19 protein-coding genes are annotated in these 16,331 nt (G+C 67.8%); 7 read left to right on the forward strand and 12 right to left on the reverse strand.

What is annotated here, in order from left to right; translation table 11 throughout:
* Nucleotides 1–253 precede the first annotated feature (253 nt).
* Nucleotides 254–2,014 (forward strand): HNH endonuclease signature motif containing protein, encoded by a 1,761-nt coding sequence (locus FM113_RS16195; protein ID WP_176387270.1) that lies wholly within the window; start codon nt 254–256, stop codon nt 2,012–2,014.
* A 180-nt stretch (nt 2,015–2,194) separates the two neighbouring features.
* Here the strand turns inward: FM113_RS16195 and FM113_RS16200 are convergent, their stop codons facing one another.
* Entirely contained in the window at nt 2,195–3,124 is a 930-nt protein-coding gene (locus tag FM113_RS16200) for a LysR family transcriptional regulator (protein WP_087015873.1), read from the reverse strand.
* Between the two features lie 83 nt (nt 3,125–3,207).
* Between FM113_RS16200 and FM113_RS16205 the strand changes: the two genes are divergently transcribed.
* Entirely contained in the window at nt 3,208–4,080 is an 873-nt protein-coding gene (locus FM113_RS16205) for a DMT family transporter (protein WP_087015874.1), read from the forward strand.
* A gap of 80 nt (nt 4,081–4,160) precedes the next feature.
* On the opposite strand, the gene FM113_RS16210 is transcribed toward FM113_RS16205, so the two are convergent.
* Nucleotides 4,161–4,409, reverse strand: coding sequence for a WhiB family transcriptional regulator (locus tag FM113_RS16210; protein ID WP_010156721.1), 249 nt, complete (start codon nt 4,407–4,409; stop codon nt 4,161–4,163).
* A gap of 193 nt (nt 4,410–4,602) precedes the next feature.
* Between FM113_RS16210 and FM113_RS16215 the strand changes: the two genes are divergently transcribed.
* Nucleotides 4,603–5,019, forward strand: coding sequence for a hypothetical protein (locus FM113_RS16215; RefSeq protein WP_087015875.1), 417 nt, complete (start codon nt 4,603–4,605; stop codon nt 5,017–5,019).
* 19 nt (nt 5,020–5,038) lie between these two features.
* Here the strand turns inward: FM113_RS16215 and bcp are convergent, their stop codons facing one another.
* Genes bcp through aroA form a run of 3 tightly spaced genes read right to left on the reverse strand, consistent with a single transcriptional unit; the run spans nt 5,039 to nt 8,064 of the window.
* Nucleotides 5,039–5,521: a thioredoxin-dependent thiol peroxidase gene (bcp, locus tag FM113_RS16220; protein ID WP_087015876.1), complete on the reverse strand. Its 483-nt coding sequence runs from the start codon at nt 5,519–5,521 to the stop codon at nt 5,039–5,041.
* Between the two features lie 36 nt (nt 5,522–5,557).
* Nucleotides 5,558–6,619, reverse strand: coding sequence for a ribosome small subunit-dependent GTPase A (rsgA, locus tag FM113_RS16225; protein ID WP_087015877.1), 1,062 nt, complete (start codon nt 6,617–6,619; stop codon nt 5,558–5,560).
* 2 nt (nt 6,620–6,621) lie between these two features.
* Complete coding sequence (gene aroA / locus FM113_RS16230) at nt 6,622–8,064, reverse strand: 3-phosphoshikimate 1-carboxyvinyltransferase (RefSeq protein ID WP_087015887.1); 1,443 nt, start codon at nt 8,062–8,064, stop codon at nt 6,622–6,624.
* 66 nt (nt 8,065–8,130) lie between these two features.
* On the opposite strand from aroA, the gene FM113_RS16235 reads away from it, so the two are divergent.
* Together FM113_RS16235 and FM113_RS16240 are read left to right on the forward strand one after the other, a co-directional pair.
* Entirely contained in the window at nt 8,131–8,754 is a 624-nt protein-coding gene (locus FM113_RS16235; RefSeq protein ID WP_087015878.1) for a sigma-70 family RNA polymerase sigma factor, read from the forward strand.
* On the forward strand, nt 8,751–8,993 hold the full coding sequence (locus FM113_RS16240; RefSeq protein ID WP_087015879.1) for a zf-HC2 domain-containing protein: 243 nt from the start codon (nt 8,751–8,753) through the stop codon (nt 8,991–8,993). The genes FM113_RS16235 and FM113_RS16240 overlap by 4 nt, the downstream gene beginning before the upstream one ends.
* Before the next feature lie 5 nt (nt 8,994–8,998).
* Here the strand turns inward: FM113_RS16240 and FM113_RS16245 are convergent, their stop codons facing one another.
* The 4 genes from FM113_RS16245 to FM113_RS16260 form a co-directional block, all read right to left on the reverse strand.
* A complete protein-coding gene (locus FM113_RS16245; protein ID WP_087015880.1) occupies nt 8,999–9,940 on the reverse strand; it encodes an alpha/beta fold hydrolase in 942 nt (313 codons plus the stop codon).
* Nucleotides 9,941–9,944: 4 nt separating this feature from the next.
* Complete coding sequence (locus FM113_RS16250; RefSeq protein ID WP_087015888.1) at nt 9,945–10,334, reverse strand: Fe-S oxidoreductase; 390 nt, start codon at nt 10,332–10,334, stop codon at nt 9,945–9,947.
* Nucleotides 10,335–10,378: 44 nt separating this feature from the next.
* Complete coding sequence (locus FM113_RS16255; protein WP_087015881.1) at nt 10,379–11,239, reverse strand: arginase family protein; 861 nt, start codon at nt 11,237–11,239, stop codon at nt 10,379–10,381.
* 184 nt (nt 11,240–11,423) lie between these two features.
* Nucleotides 11,424–12,260 (reverse strand): DUF3097 family protein, encoded by an 837-nt coding sequence (locus FM113_RS16260; protein WP_087015882.1) that lies wholly within the window; start codon nt 12,258–12,260, stop codon nt 11,424–11,426.
* Nucleotides 12,261–12,304: 44 nt separating this feature from the next.
* Between FM113_RS16260 and FM113_RS16265 the strand changes: the two genes are divergently transcribed.
* Nucleotides 12,305–13,624, forward strand: coding sequence for an MFS transporter (locus FM113_RS16265; protein ID WP_176387271.1), 1,320 nt, complete (start codon nt 12,305–12,307; stop codon nt 13,622–13,624).
* A gap of 21 nt (nt 13,625–13,645) precedes the next feature.
* Complete coding sequence (locus FM113_RS16270; protein WP_087015883.1) at nt 13,646–14,800, forward strand: enoyl-CoA hydratase/isomerase family protein; 1,155 nt, start codon at nt 13,646–13,648, stop codon at nt 14,798–14,800.
* Here the strand turns inward: FM113_RS16270 and FM113_RS16275 are convergent.
* From FM113_RS16275 to FM113_RS16285, 3 genes are read right to left on the reverse strand one after another with little or no spacing between them, the layout of a single operon-like run.
* Complete coding sequence (locus tag FM113_RS16275; protein ID WP_087015884.1) at nt 14,739–15,311, reverse strand: YbaK/EbsC family protein; 573 nt, start codon at nt 15,309–15,311, stop codon at nt 14,739–14,741. The two genes, FM113_RS16270 and FM113_RS16275, sit on opposite strands and share 62 nt — an antisense overlap.
* A gap of 58 nt (nt 15,312–15,369) precedes the next feature.
* Nucleotides 15,370–15,732 (reverse strand): hypothetical protein, encoded by a 363-nt coding sequence (locus tag FM113_RS16280; RefSeq protein WP_087015885.1) that lies wholly within the window; start codon nt 15,730–15,732, stop codon nt 15,370–15,372.
* Nucleotides 15,733–15,762: 30 nt separating this feature from the next.
* The gene (locus FM113_RS16285; protein ID WP_254909057.1) at nt 15,763–16,104 is read right to left on the reverse strand and encodes a VOC family protein; all 342 of its coding nucleotides are present in this window, start codon (nt 16,102–16,104) and stop codon (nt 15,763–15,765) included.
* Nucleotides 16,105–16,331: the final 227 nt, after the last annotated feature.

Here is a 16,331-nt window from a genome sequence, read left to right on the forward strand (position 1 = left end):
GAGGTTCTCGTGATTTCAACCAGGCTCGCCGCTACCAACGTCCTGGCCGGGTACAGCTAGTCAGAGGCGCGGGGTGTGCTGGTGTCCGGGCCGCGTTCATGCGTCCCGGACACCACTCCGGAAAACTCTGTGCTGCGGGTTTGGTTGATCCCATCAGGGAATCCTCCGCTGACCTCGATTTCACGGTGGTTTTCCGCATGGTGTCAACGATTTCTCGGACGCGAATGTCGGTGGTTGCTGCTGTACTTGTCGCATGGCCATCAACCGAGGACGTCGGACCGCGCAGGAGCGGGCTCGCGCCCTGGCGCGTGTGCGTGCAGCGGATGCGTTGTTGGGGGAGCTTGAAGAGCTTGAGACCCGGCGTCGGGCGATGGACGCGGAGCAGCTTGTGCTGCTGGATCGTTTGCGTGAGGTGGCACTGAACTCCACAAACGGGGAGGCTGCGTGCGGGCCTGACACGGGGTCCGAAACCGATACCAGACCGGATGCTGACCCCGACGCAGATGCTGATGCTGATGCTGATGCTGATGCTGATGCTGATGCTGATGCTGATGCTGATGCTGATGCTGATGCTGATGCTGATGCGCTCTGGGCGGAGGCTGAGGGCATCGTGCGGGGCTTCGGGGTGGGCGGCGAAGTGTCGCATCGCTCGTTGCGGCTTGAAGTGTCGGCCGCCTTGGGGCAGAGCGAGCACGTGGTGGATCGCCTGTTGTCGCTCGCGTTTTCCGCGACGCATCTGTTCCCGGGGTCATTGGCTGCGCTGAAGTCGGGGGTGGTGTCGGGGGAGCACGTGCGGGTCATTGCGGATGCCGGGCAGGTGCTCGGCCAAGGGGAGTCCAGCACGGAGCGGGATCGACGTGCCCGGTATGAGTGTGAGGTATTGCGGGCCGCGGGGGAGGAAACGCCGAATCGGTTGCGGCCCATCGCACAGCGGATCGCTGCGGCGTTGTGTGAGTTGACTGTGGTGGAGCGACATCGTGAAGCGATGCTGCTGCGCGGGATGCGGGTTGTCGACGTGGGAGATGGGATGGCGGATCTGATTGTTCGGTTGGCGGCTGAAGATGCAGTTGCGGTGAAGGACCGGGTGACCCGGCTCGCCAAGAACGCGGTCGTGCGGGTCCACGAATCCGAGGATGGGACCGAGGCCGCTGCGGAGGATTCTCCTGGTGCTGCTGTGGAGTCAGCGCGAGACCCGCGAACGCTGGACCAGATTCGTGCTGATGTCCTGCGGGATGTGCTGCTGGGGCGGGATGTTCCTGGAAGCGCAGGTGTGCGAGGGCATATTCAGGTGATCGTGCCCGAGGGGCTACTGACAGAGCCTGCCGAGTACGACCCGGTGAAGTCCGGACGTCCGGGGCCTGGGAATCCGGTGGCATCGGGGCTTGACCCGCCGACAGTGGCAGCGGGTTCCGAGTCGGAAAATCAGGGCGCTGCACCTGCACCCGCACCCGCACCTGCATCTGCACCCGCGCGGGCGTTGGCGCGGGTCGGGGAACTTGTGGGGTTCGGGGTGATCGATACGGAGACGGCGAGCCGGCTTGCGGAGAGCGCGGAGGATCGTGATCGTGAGCGGGTTGCGGTGACTGGAGAGGGCACCGTGTTGCGGGTGGATCGATACGTGCCGAGCCCCGAGATACGTCGGCGCAAGCGCGCAGAGGATGTGCATTGCCGCGCACCGGGGTGTCGGGTCCCGGCGATCCGATGTGATCTGGACCACACCGTTGATGCGGCGCTCGGGGGCGCAACAAGCACAGACAATCTTGCGCATCTGTGCCGAGGGCATCATACGGTGAAGCATCATGGCGGCTGGGAAGTAACCCAGGAGAGCGCAGGAGTGGTGCGGTGGGTCAGCCCGACGGGGCGGGAGTATGTGCAGCGGCCACCGGGCCGCGTGCGGTTCGTATCGCTTCCTGTGCACTCGACCGAGATGCCCACACCGCGGGAACACGGTGCCGCGATCGCGGGACCGTCCCAACCAGAATCCGACTCACCCGAGGATGCGTGCCCATTCTGAGGAGCAGATCTCCGAAATGACACACGACGGGTGCAAATTCACCGGAGTTCGGGCGAAACCGCACCCTGTCGCGTCTCCTCCCTGGCAATGACAGGCTGGCTCCTTTCGGCTTATGTCGGCTCTCGCTGGCTCTTGCGGGCTCTCGCTGGCTCATGTCGGCTCTCGCTGGTTCTCCCCGGCTCACGTCAGCTCTCGCTGACTCGCGCCGGCTCTCGCGTGCGCGATGATGCGGTCCCGCACGAGCGCGAGCGCCGGCCAGGTATCGCGGCTAGACCGCGCATGCACAAAGGCTCGGAGGGTGACGCCGGGGCTGCGGAGCGGGAGGAGCGTGACTCCGGGCAGGAGCTTGCGATCCGCGGGGAGTAGCCCCACCCCCATCCCGGAACGAATAAGCTCTTGCGCAAGCTCAATATTGTCGACTTTGTGCGTGATGCGCAGAGGAAAGCCCTCTAACGAGGCGAGGATGCGCAGTGCGTCCTCGTCGGCGGTGTTGCGTGAGTTCCCGATCCACGTGTGTCCCTGATACGCGGAGAGCGGGCGGTCCGGGGCCGCAACCGGTGCGCCAGCCCCCACTGCGGGAGCGGGGCTCGGCACTCCCAGGCCCCACGGGGTTTCCCAGAGGGGCGTCGTGTGCCACTGCGTGGACTCCGGCATGGGTGCCAGATCGTAGTCATAGGTGAGCGCCACGTCGACGGTGTCGGAGGCCAGGAAGTCGAGCGCCTCGCGCGGCTCATACTCGTGGATCTCAACGCTGACCGCGGGGTGTGTGCGCGTGAGCTCGCGCACCACCGGGAGTACGGTGCGCCGGACCGCGCCCGCAAAACCTGCCACGCGCACCGTACCCGAGGGCTCGCCCGCCGGATCGAGGTCGAGTCGTGCACGCTGCACTTCGGCAAGAATCGTTGCCGCGTGCTCCGCGAGACGCCGGCCGGCCGGGGTGAGCCGCACACCGCGGCCTGCCGGGAAAATGAGTTCCGTCCCGAACTCGTGCGCGAGCACGGCGATCTGCTGCGACACCGTCGATGTCGAGGTCCCGAGCACATCGGCAACGGCGCGCATTGACCCGAGACGCGAGAGTTCAAGCAGGAAAGTCAGACGGCGAGTATCCATAATTCATATTGTCCAGGATTCCTGGACGTATCGTCCAGTTCCGTCACGTGGACGTGGATGGCAGGATTTGATCTACTGGGCACATGGCAGCAACTTCTTCGCGCAACGCCCGGGTAGGCACCGCTCTCGCGGTCGGATCAATGGGCTGCGTGCAGGTGGGACTTGCGGTCTCCGTCGACCTCGCGAACACGCTCGGCGCGACCGGCGTCGTGTGGCTCCGCCTCATGTTCGCGGCACTCATTCTCCTCGTCGTTGCGCGCCCTTGGCGAGCGCGCTTCACGCGGCGCTCCCTGCTGACCTGCGTGCTACTTGGCGTCGCGAGCGCTGGGATGACGATCTTCTTCATGGCCGCGGTCATGCGGATCCCGCTGGGCACCGCGAGCGCGCTCGAATTTCTTGGGCCACTGGGTGTGGCTGTCGCTCGGGGGCGGGGACGCGGTCGCCTGTGGGCGCTCGTGGCTGCCGTGGGAGTGCTCGCGCTCACTGAGCCGTGGAAGGGCACAGTTGACGGGCTGGGCATCGTCTTCGCGTTGGCCGCTGCCGTGTGCTGGGGCGGTTACATCTTGCTCACGCAGCGGGCGGGCGATACCGTCACCGGTCTTCAGGCACTCGCGATTTCCTTCCCGACTGCCGCACTCGTGTCAAGCTTCACGATCACGCCCGAGCTCTTCCCGTTGCTCACTTGGCCGATGCTTGCCGCGGGGTTCGGCCTCGCGCTGCTGCTGCCAGTTGTCCCGTTCTCGCTCGAGTTCCTGGCGCTGCGACGGTTGGATGCCGCGACGTTTGGCACACTGATGAGCCTGGAACCCGCGATCGCGCTCCTCGTGGGCTTCGTGGCGCTCGGGCAGGTGCCGCAGCCACTCGCTGTAGTCGGACTCGTGTTGGTGATTGTGGCGGGGATCGGCGCGTCCCGCTCAGGGGGACGCGAGCCAGTTGAGCCGGGCGACCGCAGCTAACGTGGTGACGGGGGGAGTACCCCGCACACGCGTGTGGCCCCGGATCTCTGAGAGATCCGGGGCCACACGAAATATGTCGCCTAGGAAGCGCGGCGAGCGCGAGCTGCGCGACGCTTCAGCGCGCGGCGCTCATCCTCGCTGAGGCCGCCCCACACGCCCGAGTCCTGGCCGGTGTCCATCGCGTACTGGAGGCACATCTCCGTCACGGTGCACCGTGCGCACACCGACTTCGCACGCTCGATCTGCTCGACCGCCGGGCCCGTGTTCCCCACAGGGAAGAAGAGTTCGGGGTCTACAGTGAGGCACGCGGCCTGTTCACGCCAATCCATTTGTGTTCTCCTTAGTACGACGCACACGCGCGAATCAGCAGAGACTGGATAGTCTAGAATTCGCGCCGCGATTACCTGATACGTGGCTGAGAATGCTCACGTCGGTGTGCGCGAAACTCGACGGAATATATAGTTTCACGGATACAGATGCAAATCAATAGCCAATTTGCAATTGTCTGGAAAGAGAGCCGAAATGACCGCGACACCTCCTGCTTACCCGAGAATCCGAGCGGGGTGGATCGTGCTGCGCATTGTGCTGCTGCTCGAAGCGATCGGCGGTGCTTGGCTCGTCTGGAACGTGGTCCAGGGAATGTTCGCGGCAGGGGATGAACCGATCGGAGACCGGATCATCCTGCTCGTCGCATGCGTCCTGTGGTGGGGCTGGATCCTGATCACCGCCTGGGGTGCGCGCCGCGCTCGTCCGGGCTGGGTGCGCAGTTCCGCGATCACGATCCACGTGCTGCTCTTCGCCGCGGCTACTGGCATCCTGCAGGGCCTGATCGGCCCACAGACTGTCCTGGGTCTTGAGCTCCTCGTGCTCGCCTTCGCTGGCTTCGTCGCGGCGCTGCTGGCGCGCCCCGATGCTCCGGAGATTCCCGAGGGGGAGTAGCCTCCCCCTCGGAGGAGCGCTACGCGGCGTCTGCCCCGACGAGCTTCCGGACGCGAGCGACGTGGCCGGTCGCCTTGATGTTGTAGAGCGCGTGGCTGATCTTGCCCGCCTCATCGATGATGAATGTGGAACGAATGACGCCCTCGACAATCCGGCCGTAGCTGTTCTTCTCGCCGTACGCCCCGTATGCCTCGTGGACTGTGTGCTCGGGGTCGCTCAGCAGCGGGTACTCGAGCGCATCGCGGTCCGCGAACCGGCGCAGCTTCTCGACGGAATCCCGGGACAGGCCGAGCACACGGTATCCCGCGGCCGCCAAGGGTGCGGTGGACTCCTGGAACTCGCAGGCCTCGGTGGTGCAGGCGGGAGTCATCGCCTGCGGGTACACGAACAGGATGACCTTCTCGCCGCGATAGTCAGCGAGTGAGCGGGTCACCCCGTCCTGGTCGGGGAGCGAGAAATCGGGGGCGGCTTGGCCGGCTTCGAGGATCACACGTTCAGTCATGCGACCAGCCTAGCGAGCGCGACTGACACACTGGCGCTACTTCAGGAGTCGCCGCAGTGATTCGACTCGCAGCGCTCCCATCTCATCGAGCCGACCGTCCGCAATCGCCGCGTCGAGCTCGCAATCCGGGGCATCGTCCTGGTGAGTGCAGCCGCGCGGGCAGCGCAGGATCAGTTCTGCCAGATCAGTGAAGCCGCGCAGGATCCCGTCGCTCGTGACGTGCCCCAGTCCGAAGGAGCGCACGCCAGGGGTGTCGATGACCCAGCCCGCGTCGCCACCGTCGGCGCCCGGAGTCTCGGCGCGCAGCGCGACCGAGGACGAGGACGTGTGGCGGCCGCGTCCGGTGACCTCGTTGACGTGGCCGGTGGCGCGCCCGGCCTCGGGCACGAGCGCGTTGATGAGTGTGGACTTGCCCACGCCGGAGTGGCCCACGAACACTGTCGTCTTCCCAGCGAGTGCGGCGCGGATCTCCGCCAGTGGCTCGGCACCCTGTGCAGAGCGGAACACGGGCACCTCGAGCGCCGCGAAGTGCGCGAGGAACGGCTCGGGGTCAGCGAGGTCGACTTTGGTGATGCAGATGAGTGGCTGGATTCCGGCGTCGTAGGCGGCCACGAGATAGCGGTCAACGAGCCGCACTCGCGGCTCTGGGTTTGCCGCGGCGACCACGATCAGCATCTGGTCGGCGTTCGCGACCATGATCCGTTCCACCTGATCGCTGTCGTCGGCGCTGCGGCGCAGCAGGGTGCGGCGCTCTTCGATGCCGACGATCCGGGCGAGCGTGCCCTCATCGCCGCTCGTGTCGCCGACAAGCTGGGCGCGATCCCCGATCACGATGGGGGTGCGGCGCAGCTCGCGGGCGCGCGCCGCAACGATGTCGCGTTCTGCGGGGTCGCTCGGGTCGGCACCGGCGGGCACGAGCGCGGCGTAGCGTCCCCGGTCCACGCCGGTCACCATCCCGATCACCGCGTCATCATGATCAGGGCGGCGTTTGGTGCGCGGTCGATTCGCCTTGGGGTTCGGGCGCTCGCGCACGCGGTGGTCGGCGTATTCCCCGTAGGGGCCGTCTTCGTCCTCGTCATCCGGGGTCAACCAGCTCACAATTAGAACCCTCCGAGAAAGCGAAGGGCGGAACTGTTCGGTTGTTCCGCGGATTCTGCATGCCCGGGGAGCATCCGCTGCCACAGCTCAGGGAATTCGGGCAGTGTCTTCCCGGTGCTCGCGATGTCCTCGACCTCGACGCCGGGCACGCGCAGACCGATCAGCGCGCCGGTTGTCGCCATACGGTGGTCGGCGTAGCTGTGCCAGACGCCACCGTGCAGGGCTGCCGGGGAGATCCTGATTCCGTCGGGCAGTTCCTCAGCGTCCCCGCCGAGCCCGCGGATTTCGGCGACGAGCGCGGCGATGCGATCGGTCTCGTGGTGGCGGATGTGGCCGATCCCGGTGATCTCGCTGGCGACGCCGTCGCTCCCGTCAGTCCCGTGCGCGGCGAGCGCGGCGAGCCCGATGAGCGTCGGTGCCAGCTCGCCCGCCTCGGGGATGTCGAGCCGCACCGCGCGCAGGGTGCCGTCGCCGGTGGCGGTGACCGAGCCATCCGGGTTCGCGGTCACGGTCGCCCCGAATTCGGGCAGCAGCTCGCGGAGCTGATCGCCCACCTGCGTGGTGGTACCGGGCCAATTGGGGACGGTGACGCTCCCGCCCACGGCGAGTGCGGCCGCCAGGAAAGGCGCGGCGTTGGAGAGGTCGGGTTCGATCGTGATGTCGAGCGCCCCGATTGGGCCGGCTGCGACCCGCCACTCGCCGGGTGCGGGGGAGTCTGCCGTAACGCCGCGGGCGCGCAGCGCGGCCAACGTCATTTCGATGTGCGGGACACTGGGCAGCCTGTCGCCGGTGTGCACAACGTGCACGCCCTCGTCGAACCGGGCACCCGCGAGCAGCAGCGCGGACACAAACTGGCTCGAGAGTGAGGCGTCGAGTTCGACGCGCCCCCCGCGCAGTGATCCGGTGCCGTGCACAGTGAAGGGGAGCGCACCGCGCCCCTCGTCCGCGATGTCGGCACCCAGCGCGCGGAGCGCATCAAGCAGGGGGCGCATGGGGCGCTTCCGGGCGTACGGGTCTCCGTCGAATGCGACGGGGCCGAGAGCGAGGGCCGCGAGCGGCGGCACGAAGCGCATCACGGTGCCGGCAAGGCCGCAGCCGATGCTCGTGGATCCGGCAAGCTCGGCCGCTGGGGAGATGCTGAGGTCGGCACCAAATGCGCGGTCGCTCGGGATCTCAGCGATCTCGGTCCCGAGCGCGCGGAGCGCGTCGATCATGAGCGCGGAATCCCGAGAATGCAACGGAGCGCGCAACGTCCCTGGACCGTCCGCGAGCGCGGCGAGGACAAGCTCCCGGCCGGTCAGTGACTTCGAGCCGGGGAGCGCGACGTGCGCGCTGATGGGGCCCGCGGTGGTGGGAGCGGGCCAGTGCGGCACAGCCTCGTGGGTGCCTTCGCCGGCCCGTACTGCGTCGCCGTCTTTGCCAGGGTTCAGTTTTCCTATCAGCATCCCCACTGAGTCTACCGGCATGGCTCCGCCACGCCTCCCAGCCGAGGTCCGAGTAGGATCGGGTACGTGACTGAGACTGCAGATCAGGCGACGCTCGAACGCCGCTTCACCGACGAGGCGCTGCCCTTGCTCGATCAGCTGTATGGCGCTGCAATGAAGATGACGCGCAATCCGCAGGACGCGCAAGACCTCGTGCAGGAGACCTTCGCGAAGGCGTTTGCCGCGTTCGCCTCGTTCCAAGAGGGGACGAACCTCAAGGCGTGGCTGTACCGGATCATGACAAACGCGTACATCAATACGTACCGGAAGAAGCAGCGCGAACCGTATCTCGGCGTTGTCGAGGAGCTGGAGGACTGGCAGCTCGGCGGCGCGGAGTCGACCACGGCGATGTCTTCGCGTTCCGCGGAGGCCGAAGCGATCGACCGGACGCCGGACACGGTCGTGTCGGATGCGCTCAATGCGCTCCCCGAGGATTTCCGGATGGCGGTCTACCTCGCGGACGTGGAGGGCTTCAGCTACCAGGAGATCGCCGACATTGCGGAGGTCCCGATTGGGACGGTGATGAGTCGATTGCACCGCGGGCGTGCCAGGCTCCGACAGTCACTTGGGGAATACGCACGCGAGCAGGGCGTTGGACTCGGTAAGGAACGTGCACAGAAGTCAACCGCAGCGAAGGGAGATACGCGATGAGCGATTGCGATTGCGAGACAGCCCAGAAGAATCTGTACGAGGTGCTGCGCGGTGAGCTGTGTGCGGAGGAGTCCGCGCCGATTCGCGAGCACATCGAGCAGTGCCCGGGGTGCCAGAACGAACAGAACGTGTGCGAACGCCTCACCGAGGTTGTGCGTCGCACCTGTGAGGACGAGCGTGCGGACAGCGCACCCGTGGATCTGCGTGACGCGATCCTGAGCAACCTCCGCGCGGGCTAAGCGGGCTAGACGTCCTCGGATTGCGCACCGAGCAGCGGCCGGAGTACAGCGGCCAGTTTGATCGGCGCTGCCTCATGCAGATTGTGCGGGCCTTCGAGACCTACAACGGTGCTCCCGGGCAGCTGATCAGTCCACTCGGCGGCGAGCGTGTCGCTGACCATGCCCGCCGAAGCGCGGACAAGCGTGACCGGCAGTTCGAGCGACTGCAGCGAGCCCCACACTGGAGCGTAGGGGTACGGGTCGTCGCTCACCGAGATGCCCTCCAAATGCGCAAAGTGGTGAGTCCATTCGAGCCGCCCGTCGGGGCGTCGTCGTGTATTCAACGCGACGCCGCGTGTCAGCGCCTCCCTGTGTGAACCGATACCGAACCGCACCGCGCGATCCACGATCTCGTCAATGGTTCCGAAGTCGCGCTGCCCCGCAATAAACTCGGCGACCGCCCCGGCATCACCACTTGGAGAGACACCGGGAGTGATGTCGACGATCACGAGCGCGCGCACAAGCTCGGGTCTGGCCGCAGCCACGAACGCCGCGGTCAGGCCACCAAGCGAGTGGCCGAGCAACACCACCGGATCCGGTGCCAACGCCTCGAGGGCGGTCGCCACATCGATCGCAAGGTGATCCGGGCGATAGTCGGCGTCGGCGCGCCAGTCGCTGCGTCCGTGACCGGGGAGATCCAGGGCGAGCGCCGGCACGTCGAGTGCCAACAGCATGGGGTCGAAGCTGTGCGCATTGAGGCCGGCGCCGTGCAACACGACCACACGGGGTGGCTGTGCCGGATCAAAGGCGAGCCCGCTGAGCGCGCGTCCGTCGCCCACGGGGACGGCAACGCGGCGCACCTCGGGGAGCGGTGCCGAGCGCCCCACCCGCGCGGCATCACCCGCGAGGAACCGGAACTCGTCGTCGTTGGTATCGGGGCCGGGGCCGGGGAGAACGTCGCTGCTCATGCGCTCAGTGTAGGGGGTGGGAGCCTCGCAGGTACCCGCCGTCGCGCAGGCCTGCCTCAACCTCAAAGCGATTGCGCTGCGGATTCCGGCCGGCGAGTGCGTAGAGGAATGGCAGAGCGAGGCCGTAATGCCGCCACTGCTCGCGGTGGACCCGCTCGTGGCGAAGCACTGCGGGGCGGACATTCTGATCCGTCAGATAGCACGCCCCCACGCAGCTGCCGCCGCGCCCAAACGTCCATTTCGGCATACCTCGAAATACCCACAGGCCGTCGTGCCGCTCGACGCGCCCGGTACTCCAGATTGAGCCCCAGACGAATCCGACGCACGTGGCGTACAAGTATCCGAGTCGTGCGAGCGGGAGCGGGCGGCGACCGGTCGTGACCCGGGTGCTCAACTGTGTGGTCTGATCGGCGGTGCGGTGTGCACCGTCTGCCCGGCTCACTCCGCCGCCCGCGTGGTGCCGGAAGTGAGGGCGGCCAAGACGCGCAGCACCGTCGGCTGATCCTCGGCGGCGCCCTCGGGGCTCGCCGGGGCAAACTCGCTGATCGCCGCGCCCACGAGCGGTACCGCGGCGACTGCCGCACGCACGGCGGTGGTGAGCTCGGCGATACTCAGGCCAAACGGCACCGCGGTGTGCACCGACGCAAACTCGGCCGGATCGAGCACGTCGAGGTCGATGTGGATGTACAGCCGGTCCGCGTCTCCGATGGCCGCCAGCACCGCTGCGGAGAGCGACTCGGCGTCGTCCTGCGGGGAGATTTGCCGGATCCCGCGCTGGGCAATCTCGGTGCGCTCCTCGGGGTCGATCTCTCGAGTACCGACGAGCACCGTGCGCGCTGGATCGATGGGGTGGCGTGACGTGAGATCGGGTGCCCCGTCCCCGAGCGCGTGGCGCAGCGTCATCCCCGACGCGGCACCCGAGGGGGAAGTGCTGGGGTGCTGCAGATCGGGGTGCGCGTCGAACCAGAGGACGGCGAGCGTGCCGGATCCTGCGGCCGCGTGTTCCAGGCCTGCGAGCGACGCCGCGCAGTCCCCGCCCAGCACGATCGGAATGTCGTACCCGTTCGCAGCGCTTGCCGCAATTGCGGTCCGAGCTGCGGTGCGAGCCTGGACCAGGCTGCTGAGTCGGGCCACAGGCGTGCCGAGCGCGTCACCAGCCTCGAGCGGCACAGCCACGTCAGTGCGAGCCGCCACCGGGAGATCTTCGCGGAGCAACGCGGCACCCTCCGCGATTCGCATGGCGCGCGATGAGGACGAGCCCTGCCACTCGGGCATCACCAGAAATGCGGGTTTTGACACCGGTACCTCCCTGCACGCGTGTTCCGGGATCCCAATAGTACTCCGGCAGCGCTGGCGACCCGCGGTGGCGACAGGACGGTACGCGACGGGCGAACGCGGTACCGAGAATGGGCGCTGCTGTGAGCCGGTGCTGCTGTGAGCCGACGGTGCTGTGAGCCGACGGTGCTGCGGGCCGGCGCGGCCGCTAGCCGACGGTGACGAAGTCGATGAGGTGTTCGACCCGGCCCACAAGCTCGGGCTCAAGGTCACGGAAGTTGCGCACGCGCCCGCGGATCCGGGACCAGGCGTCCGCAATGTCCGCCTGCTCATCGGCCGGCCAGCCCAGGGCCAGGCAGATACCCTTTTTCCACTCGATGCTGCGCGGGATCGTCGGCCACGCCTCGAGCCCCACCCGGGCGGGCTTCACCGCTTGCCAAATGTCTACAAAGGGGTGTCCCACGATCAACACGTTCGCGCCGTGCGGGCCGCGCGCGATCGCCTCGGCGATCCGAGACTCCTTGCTGCGCGGCACCAGGTGATCGAGTAGCACGCCGGCTCGCCGCTCGGGGCCCGGCCGGAACTCAGCGAGGACCTCCTCCAGATTGTCCGCACCCTGCAGTAACTCCACGACGACGCCCTCGACGCGGAGATCGTCACCCCACACCTGTTCGACGAGCTCGGCGTCATGCTTGCCCTCCACAAAAATCCGGCTCGGCATCGCAACTTTCGCCCGCTGCTGTTCGGCCGCGAACGAACCGGACGCCGTGCGCTGGCGGCCCGCGGGCCTCCGTTGCGGCATCACGAGGCGTACAGGCACACCGTCGATCAAGAAGCCGTCAGCAAGGGAGAATGCCCGTACCTTCCCGCCGAAGTCTTCGAGCTGCACCAGGCCGTCGCGGGCACCCACCACGGCCCCGCAAAACTCAGTCTCGGTGTGTTCGAGCACGAGACCGCGAGCGAGCGGTACTTCCCGTCGCTCCACAGGGCCGCGCCGCGGCTTCATACGGGCCAGGGGATCGCCGTCATACCGCTCATCGAACACGCCCCAAATCTTAGCCGCATTCAGGAGCCTGATAGCGTACAGCGGTGAGCAGCACCGACGAACAGGGTCCCAGACCGCGCCGTTCTGTCTTCGTGGATCTGAGCCCGCTTCGGGAAAGCCCCGCCTTCGCGAAACTCTGGACCGGGACCTCGGTCGCGCAGATCGGCGCACAGGTCACGATCGTCGCCGTCGGCCTCCACGTCTACGCGCTGACAGGGTCCACGCTCGCCGTGTCGTTCGTCGCGCTGTGGGCGCTCGGGCCCATGATCCTTGCCGGCTTTGTGGGCGGTGCGCTCGCAGACACCTTTGATCGCCGGCTCGTCTCCCTCGTCACCGCGATCATTGCATGGGGCAGCATCTGCACAATGACGGTGATCTCGTTCCTCGACGTGACGGCCACCTGGCCCTACTACGCGCTCGCCGCCGTCAACGCTGCTTCGGCAACGATCCTGGGGGCGACCCGCGGCGCGATCCTGCCCCGCTTACTGCCGCCGCAGCTGCTCCCGGCGGCCGCGGCATTGAGCGGGATCACGATGGGTCTCGCGATCACCGTGGGACCTGCGGTTGCGGGTGTGCTCGTTGCGACGGTCGGCTTCTCCTGGACCTACCTGCTCGACGCGGTGCTCTTCACGGGAGCGTTCCTCGGGATTCTGAGCCTGCCCGCGATGGTGCCGGACGGCGAACGGCGATCCCTCGGGCTCGGCTCTGTGCTTGAGAGCCTGCGGTTCCTGCGCACCGCACCCAATGTGCGCGCAACCTTCGTGTGGGATCTCGTCGCCATGACCTTCGGTTCGCCCCGCGTTGTGTTCCCCGCGGCCGGTGCGCTCGTGCTGGGTGGGGGACCAGTGACTGTCGGGATCCTCACCGCATCGTTCGCCGTGGGGGCGCTCCTCAGCGGACTCTTCTCCGGCCCGCTCGGTTCCGTTCGGCGGCAGGGCCGCGCCGTGACGCTTTCGATTGCGGCATTCGGTGCCTGCACTGCACTCTTTGGCGTGGTGCTCCTCGCCACGATGCTGATCCGGGGCAACACCCCGCCAAATCAGCCCGTGGTCCTCGCCATTGTGCTCGCCGGCGTCGCGCTCGCTGGGACGGGGGCCGCCGACAACGTGAGCGCGGTGTTCCGCACCACGATTCTGCAGACCGCGGCCCCCGACGATGTCCGCGGCCGGATGCAGGGGCTCTTCTACGTGGTTGTGGCGGGTGGCCCGCGCGTCGGTGACCTCCTGGCCGGTGGGCTCGCCACGCTCATCGCTCTGTGGGCCCCGCCGCTGCTCGGCGGCATCGTCATCTGCGGCACGATGCTTGTGCTCGCCCGCACGGCACGCGGCTTCATGCGCTACGACGCGCACCATCCGACGCCGTAGCGGACTGCTACGGTGCTGGGTATGAGCAACGAAGCCCCCGTCACACCCGCCAGCCCCGAGCCGCTTGTCCTTGCGCGTCGCGTCGGTGCCGTCACCCACCTCACCCTGAACCGGCCGCGTGCCATCAACGCGCTGTCGGGGGAGATGTTTCGGCTGCTTGCCGTGGCGCTCCGCGAGGTGCGCGACGCGGTTGCTGTGGGGCAGTCGGTACCCGGTGCCATCGTAATCGATGGGGCGGGGGAGCGCGGATTCTGCGGTGGCGGCGACATTAAAGAGCTGTCCGGGAAGGACGCGCCGCGCATCCTCGCACTTGAGTACGCGGTCGACAACTGGGTCGCGACCGCACCCGTCCCGGTCGTCGCGATCATGGACAGGATCGCGATGGGCGGCGGGATTGGGCTCGGCGGGCACGCTTCGCACCGCGTCGTCACCGAACGCAGCCGCCTGGCAATGCCCGAGGTGCGCATCGGCATTGCGCCCGACGTCGGGGGCCACTTGCTGCTCGCCCGGGCCCCCGGCCGGCTGGGGGAGCTCCTCGCGACGACCGCGGGGGAAATGAACGCCGCGGACGCGATCGCGCTTGGCTTCGCTGATTACTATGTGCCGAGTGAGCGGCTCGAAGCACTGCGTGATGCGCTTGTCGCGGGTGAGGACCCGACCGTTGCGTGCGCGCGTTTTTCGGCACCGGTGCCGGGGGAGTCAGCGGTCCGCGCCACGGCAGACTGGTGGGATCCCATTGCGGACGCCGCGCTCAGCGAGAATTCCGTAGCTGGCGGATCAGTCGGAGCTATCGCCGCGGCAGCGGCCGCGCGTCTGATTGCGGCACTCGAGGCCAGTGAACTCGCCGAGGCCCGCGCGGTTGCGGCGACGATTCGCGCGATGTGCCCGACCTCGGTCGCGGTCACGCTGGCGCAGCTCGCCCGGACCCGTGCAGAAGGCCTCGACCTTGCCGCGGTACTGACCGACGACCTCCGGGTGCTCGGCCGGCTCGCCCCGATGCCGAACTTCACGGAGGGAGTGCGGGCCCAGGTAATCGATAAGGATCGCAACCCGGTCTGGCGGCCTGCGACGATTGAGCAGCTTGACGTCGGGGAGCTCAACGCGATCCTCGATCTCAGTTACGGTCCCGCGGAGTCGCCGTTGGACTTTGATCCGGCGCTGCCCGTCGCGGCGTAATCGCCTCGGGGGCTTCGGCACCGGGTTCGGCCGGTTGCCAGCCGCGAGACACGTCGACCCAGCCCTCGGCCCCGGCGAGGCGCGCGAGCGCGTCGACCGCGATCTCAACGGCAGAGGTCGCCGTCCCCGCGGCGGGGAACACTGTCGGGAAGCGACGCAGGGACTCGTCAAGGAACACGCGCGCGTGTTCCGCGGGTGCAAACGGACACACCCCACCAATGGGATAGCCGGTGAGCGCGAGCACCTCGTCGCCCTGGAGCATCCGGGGCTTCGCGCCGAACGCGCGCTTGAACTGGCCCCCGTGGACTCGCGCGTCGCCCGCCACAACAACCATGATGGCGCGACTTGCGTCCGCGGGATCAGTGAAGCCGAGCGTTTTGGCGATCCGCCCGGGTTCGGTCCCGACCTTCTCCGCCGCGAGTTCCACGGTTGCGCTGGACTCCGCGAACTCCAGAATCTCGCCCGTCCATCCCTGCGCGCTCAGGTGTTCGCGTACGCGCGTGGTTCCCATGTGACGTCCTCTCTTCGGTGAGGCTTCCACACTATCCGGCGCGGGGTTGGGTCTCCGCTCAGTTGTCGGTGAGTGGCATGGCGTCCTCCCCGAAGCGGACCCCATCGCGTTCCAGGCGTTCCCGGGCGGCGTGGTGCACCACGCCGCGGCGCGCCGGGTTCGGCTCGAGGAGCGTCAGGAGAGTACCTCGCGCAGTATTCGGATGCTCCGCGACAGCGATGCGCACGCTCCAGAATCTATCGGTGGCAAAGCGCGCCAAAATCGCAGGGCTCGCGTCGGGATTCATCGCCGCGGTGTTCCGGATCGACTGGTTGGGATCCGTCAGAAACGGCTCCAGCTCCGCATCTGAGCTGGCACCCTGCGCGCGAGTGTGGCGCTCCTGCTCGGCGGCCCGCTCCTCGGGTGTTTTTCGCTTGCCCACTGTGGTGCTCCTTCTCGTCGACCGATGTGCCTAGTGGGGGTCGCCGATGCAGAACTCGTTGCCGTCCGGGTCCGCGAAGGTATCCCACGAAAACCCCTCTTCGCCGCGACGGCCGAGGTGGGTGGCACCCGCGGCGGTCCACTCGGCGACGAGCGCGTCGCGGTCGACATCAGGGGTGCGGTCAAGATCAAGGTGGACGCGGTTCTTGCCCGGGGTCGGCGTGTCAACCTTCTGGAAGCCAAGCGCCACCGGGGTGTCGGGTGCCTGCACCATGCAGAACCAGCCGTCCACGTCCTGCGCAACCTCGCCACCCAGGCGCTCCGCCCACCAGGCCGCGAGCGCCCGCGCGTCGGGGGTGTCGATGGTGATCATGCTCACGCGAATCATGCGGTCCTCCGGGTGCCGGGGCCGCGGCTGCCGCCCACTCCCTCCACCGTAGCGGGAGGGTGACCTCGGCGAAACGTCCGCGATCCCGCACCGTGCGCGCCGTGGCCCGGCCTGCCTGCCTGCCCGGCCTGCCTGCCTGCCCGGCCTGCCTGCCTGCCCGGCCTGCCTGCCTGCCTGCCTGCCTGCCTGCCTGCCTGCCTGCCTGCCTGCCC

This window comes from Leucobacter sp. 7(1) (assembly GCF_900163635.1).
Lineage (GTDB): Bacteria > Actinomycetota > Actinomycetes > Actinomycetales > Microbacteriaceae > Leucobacter.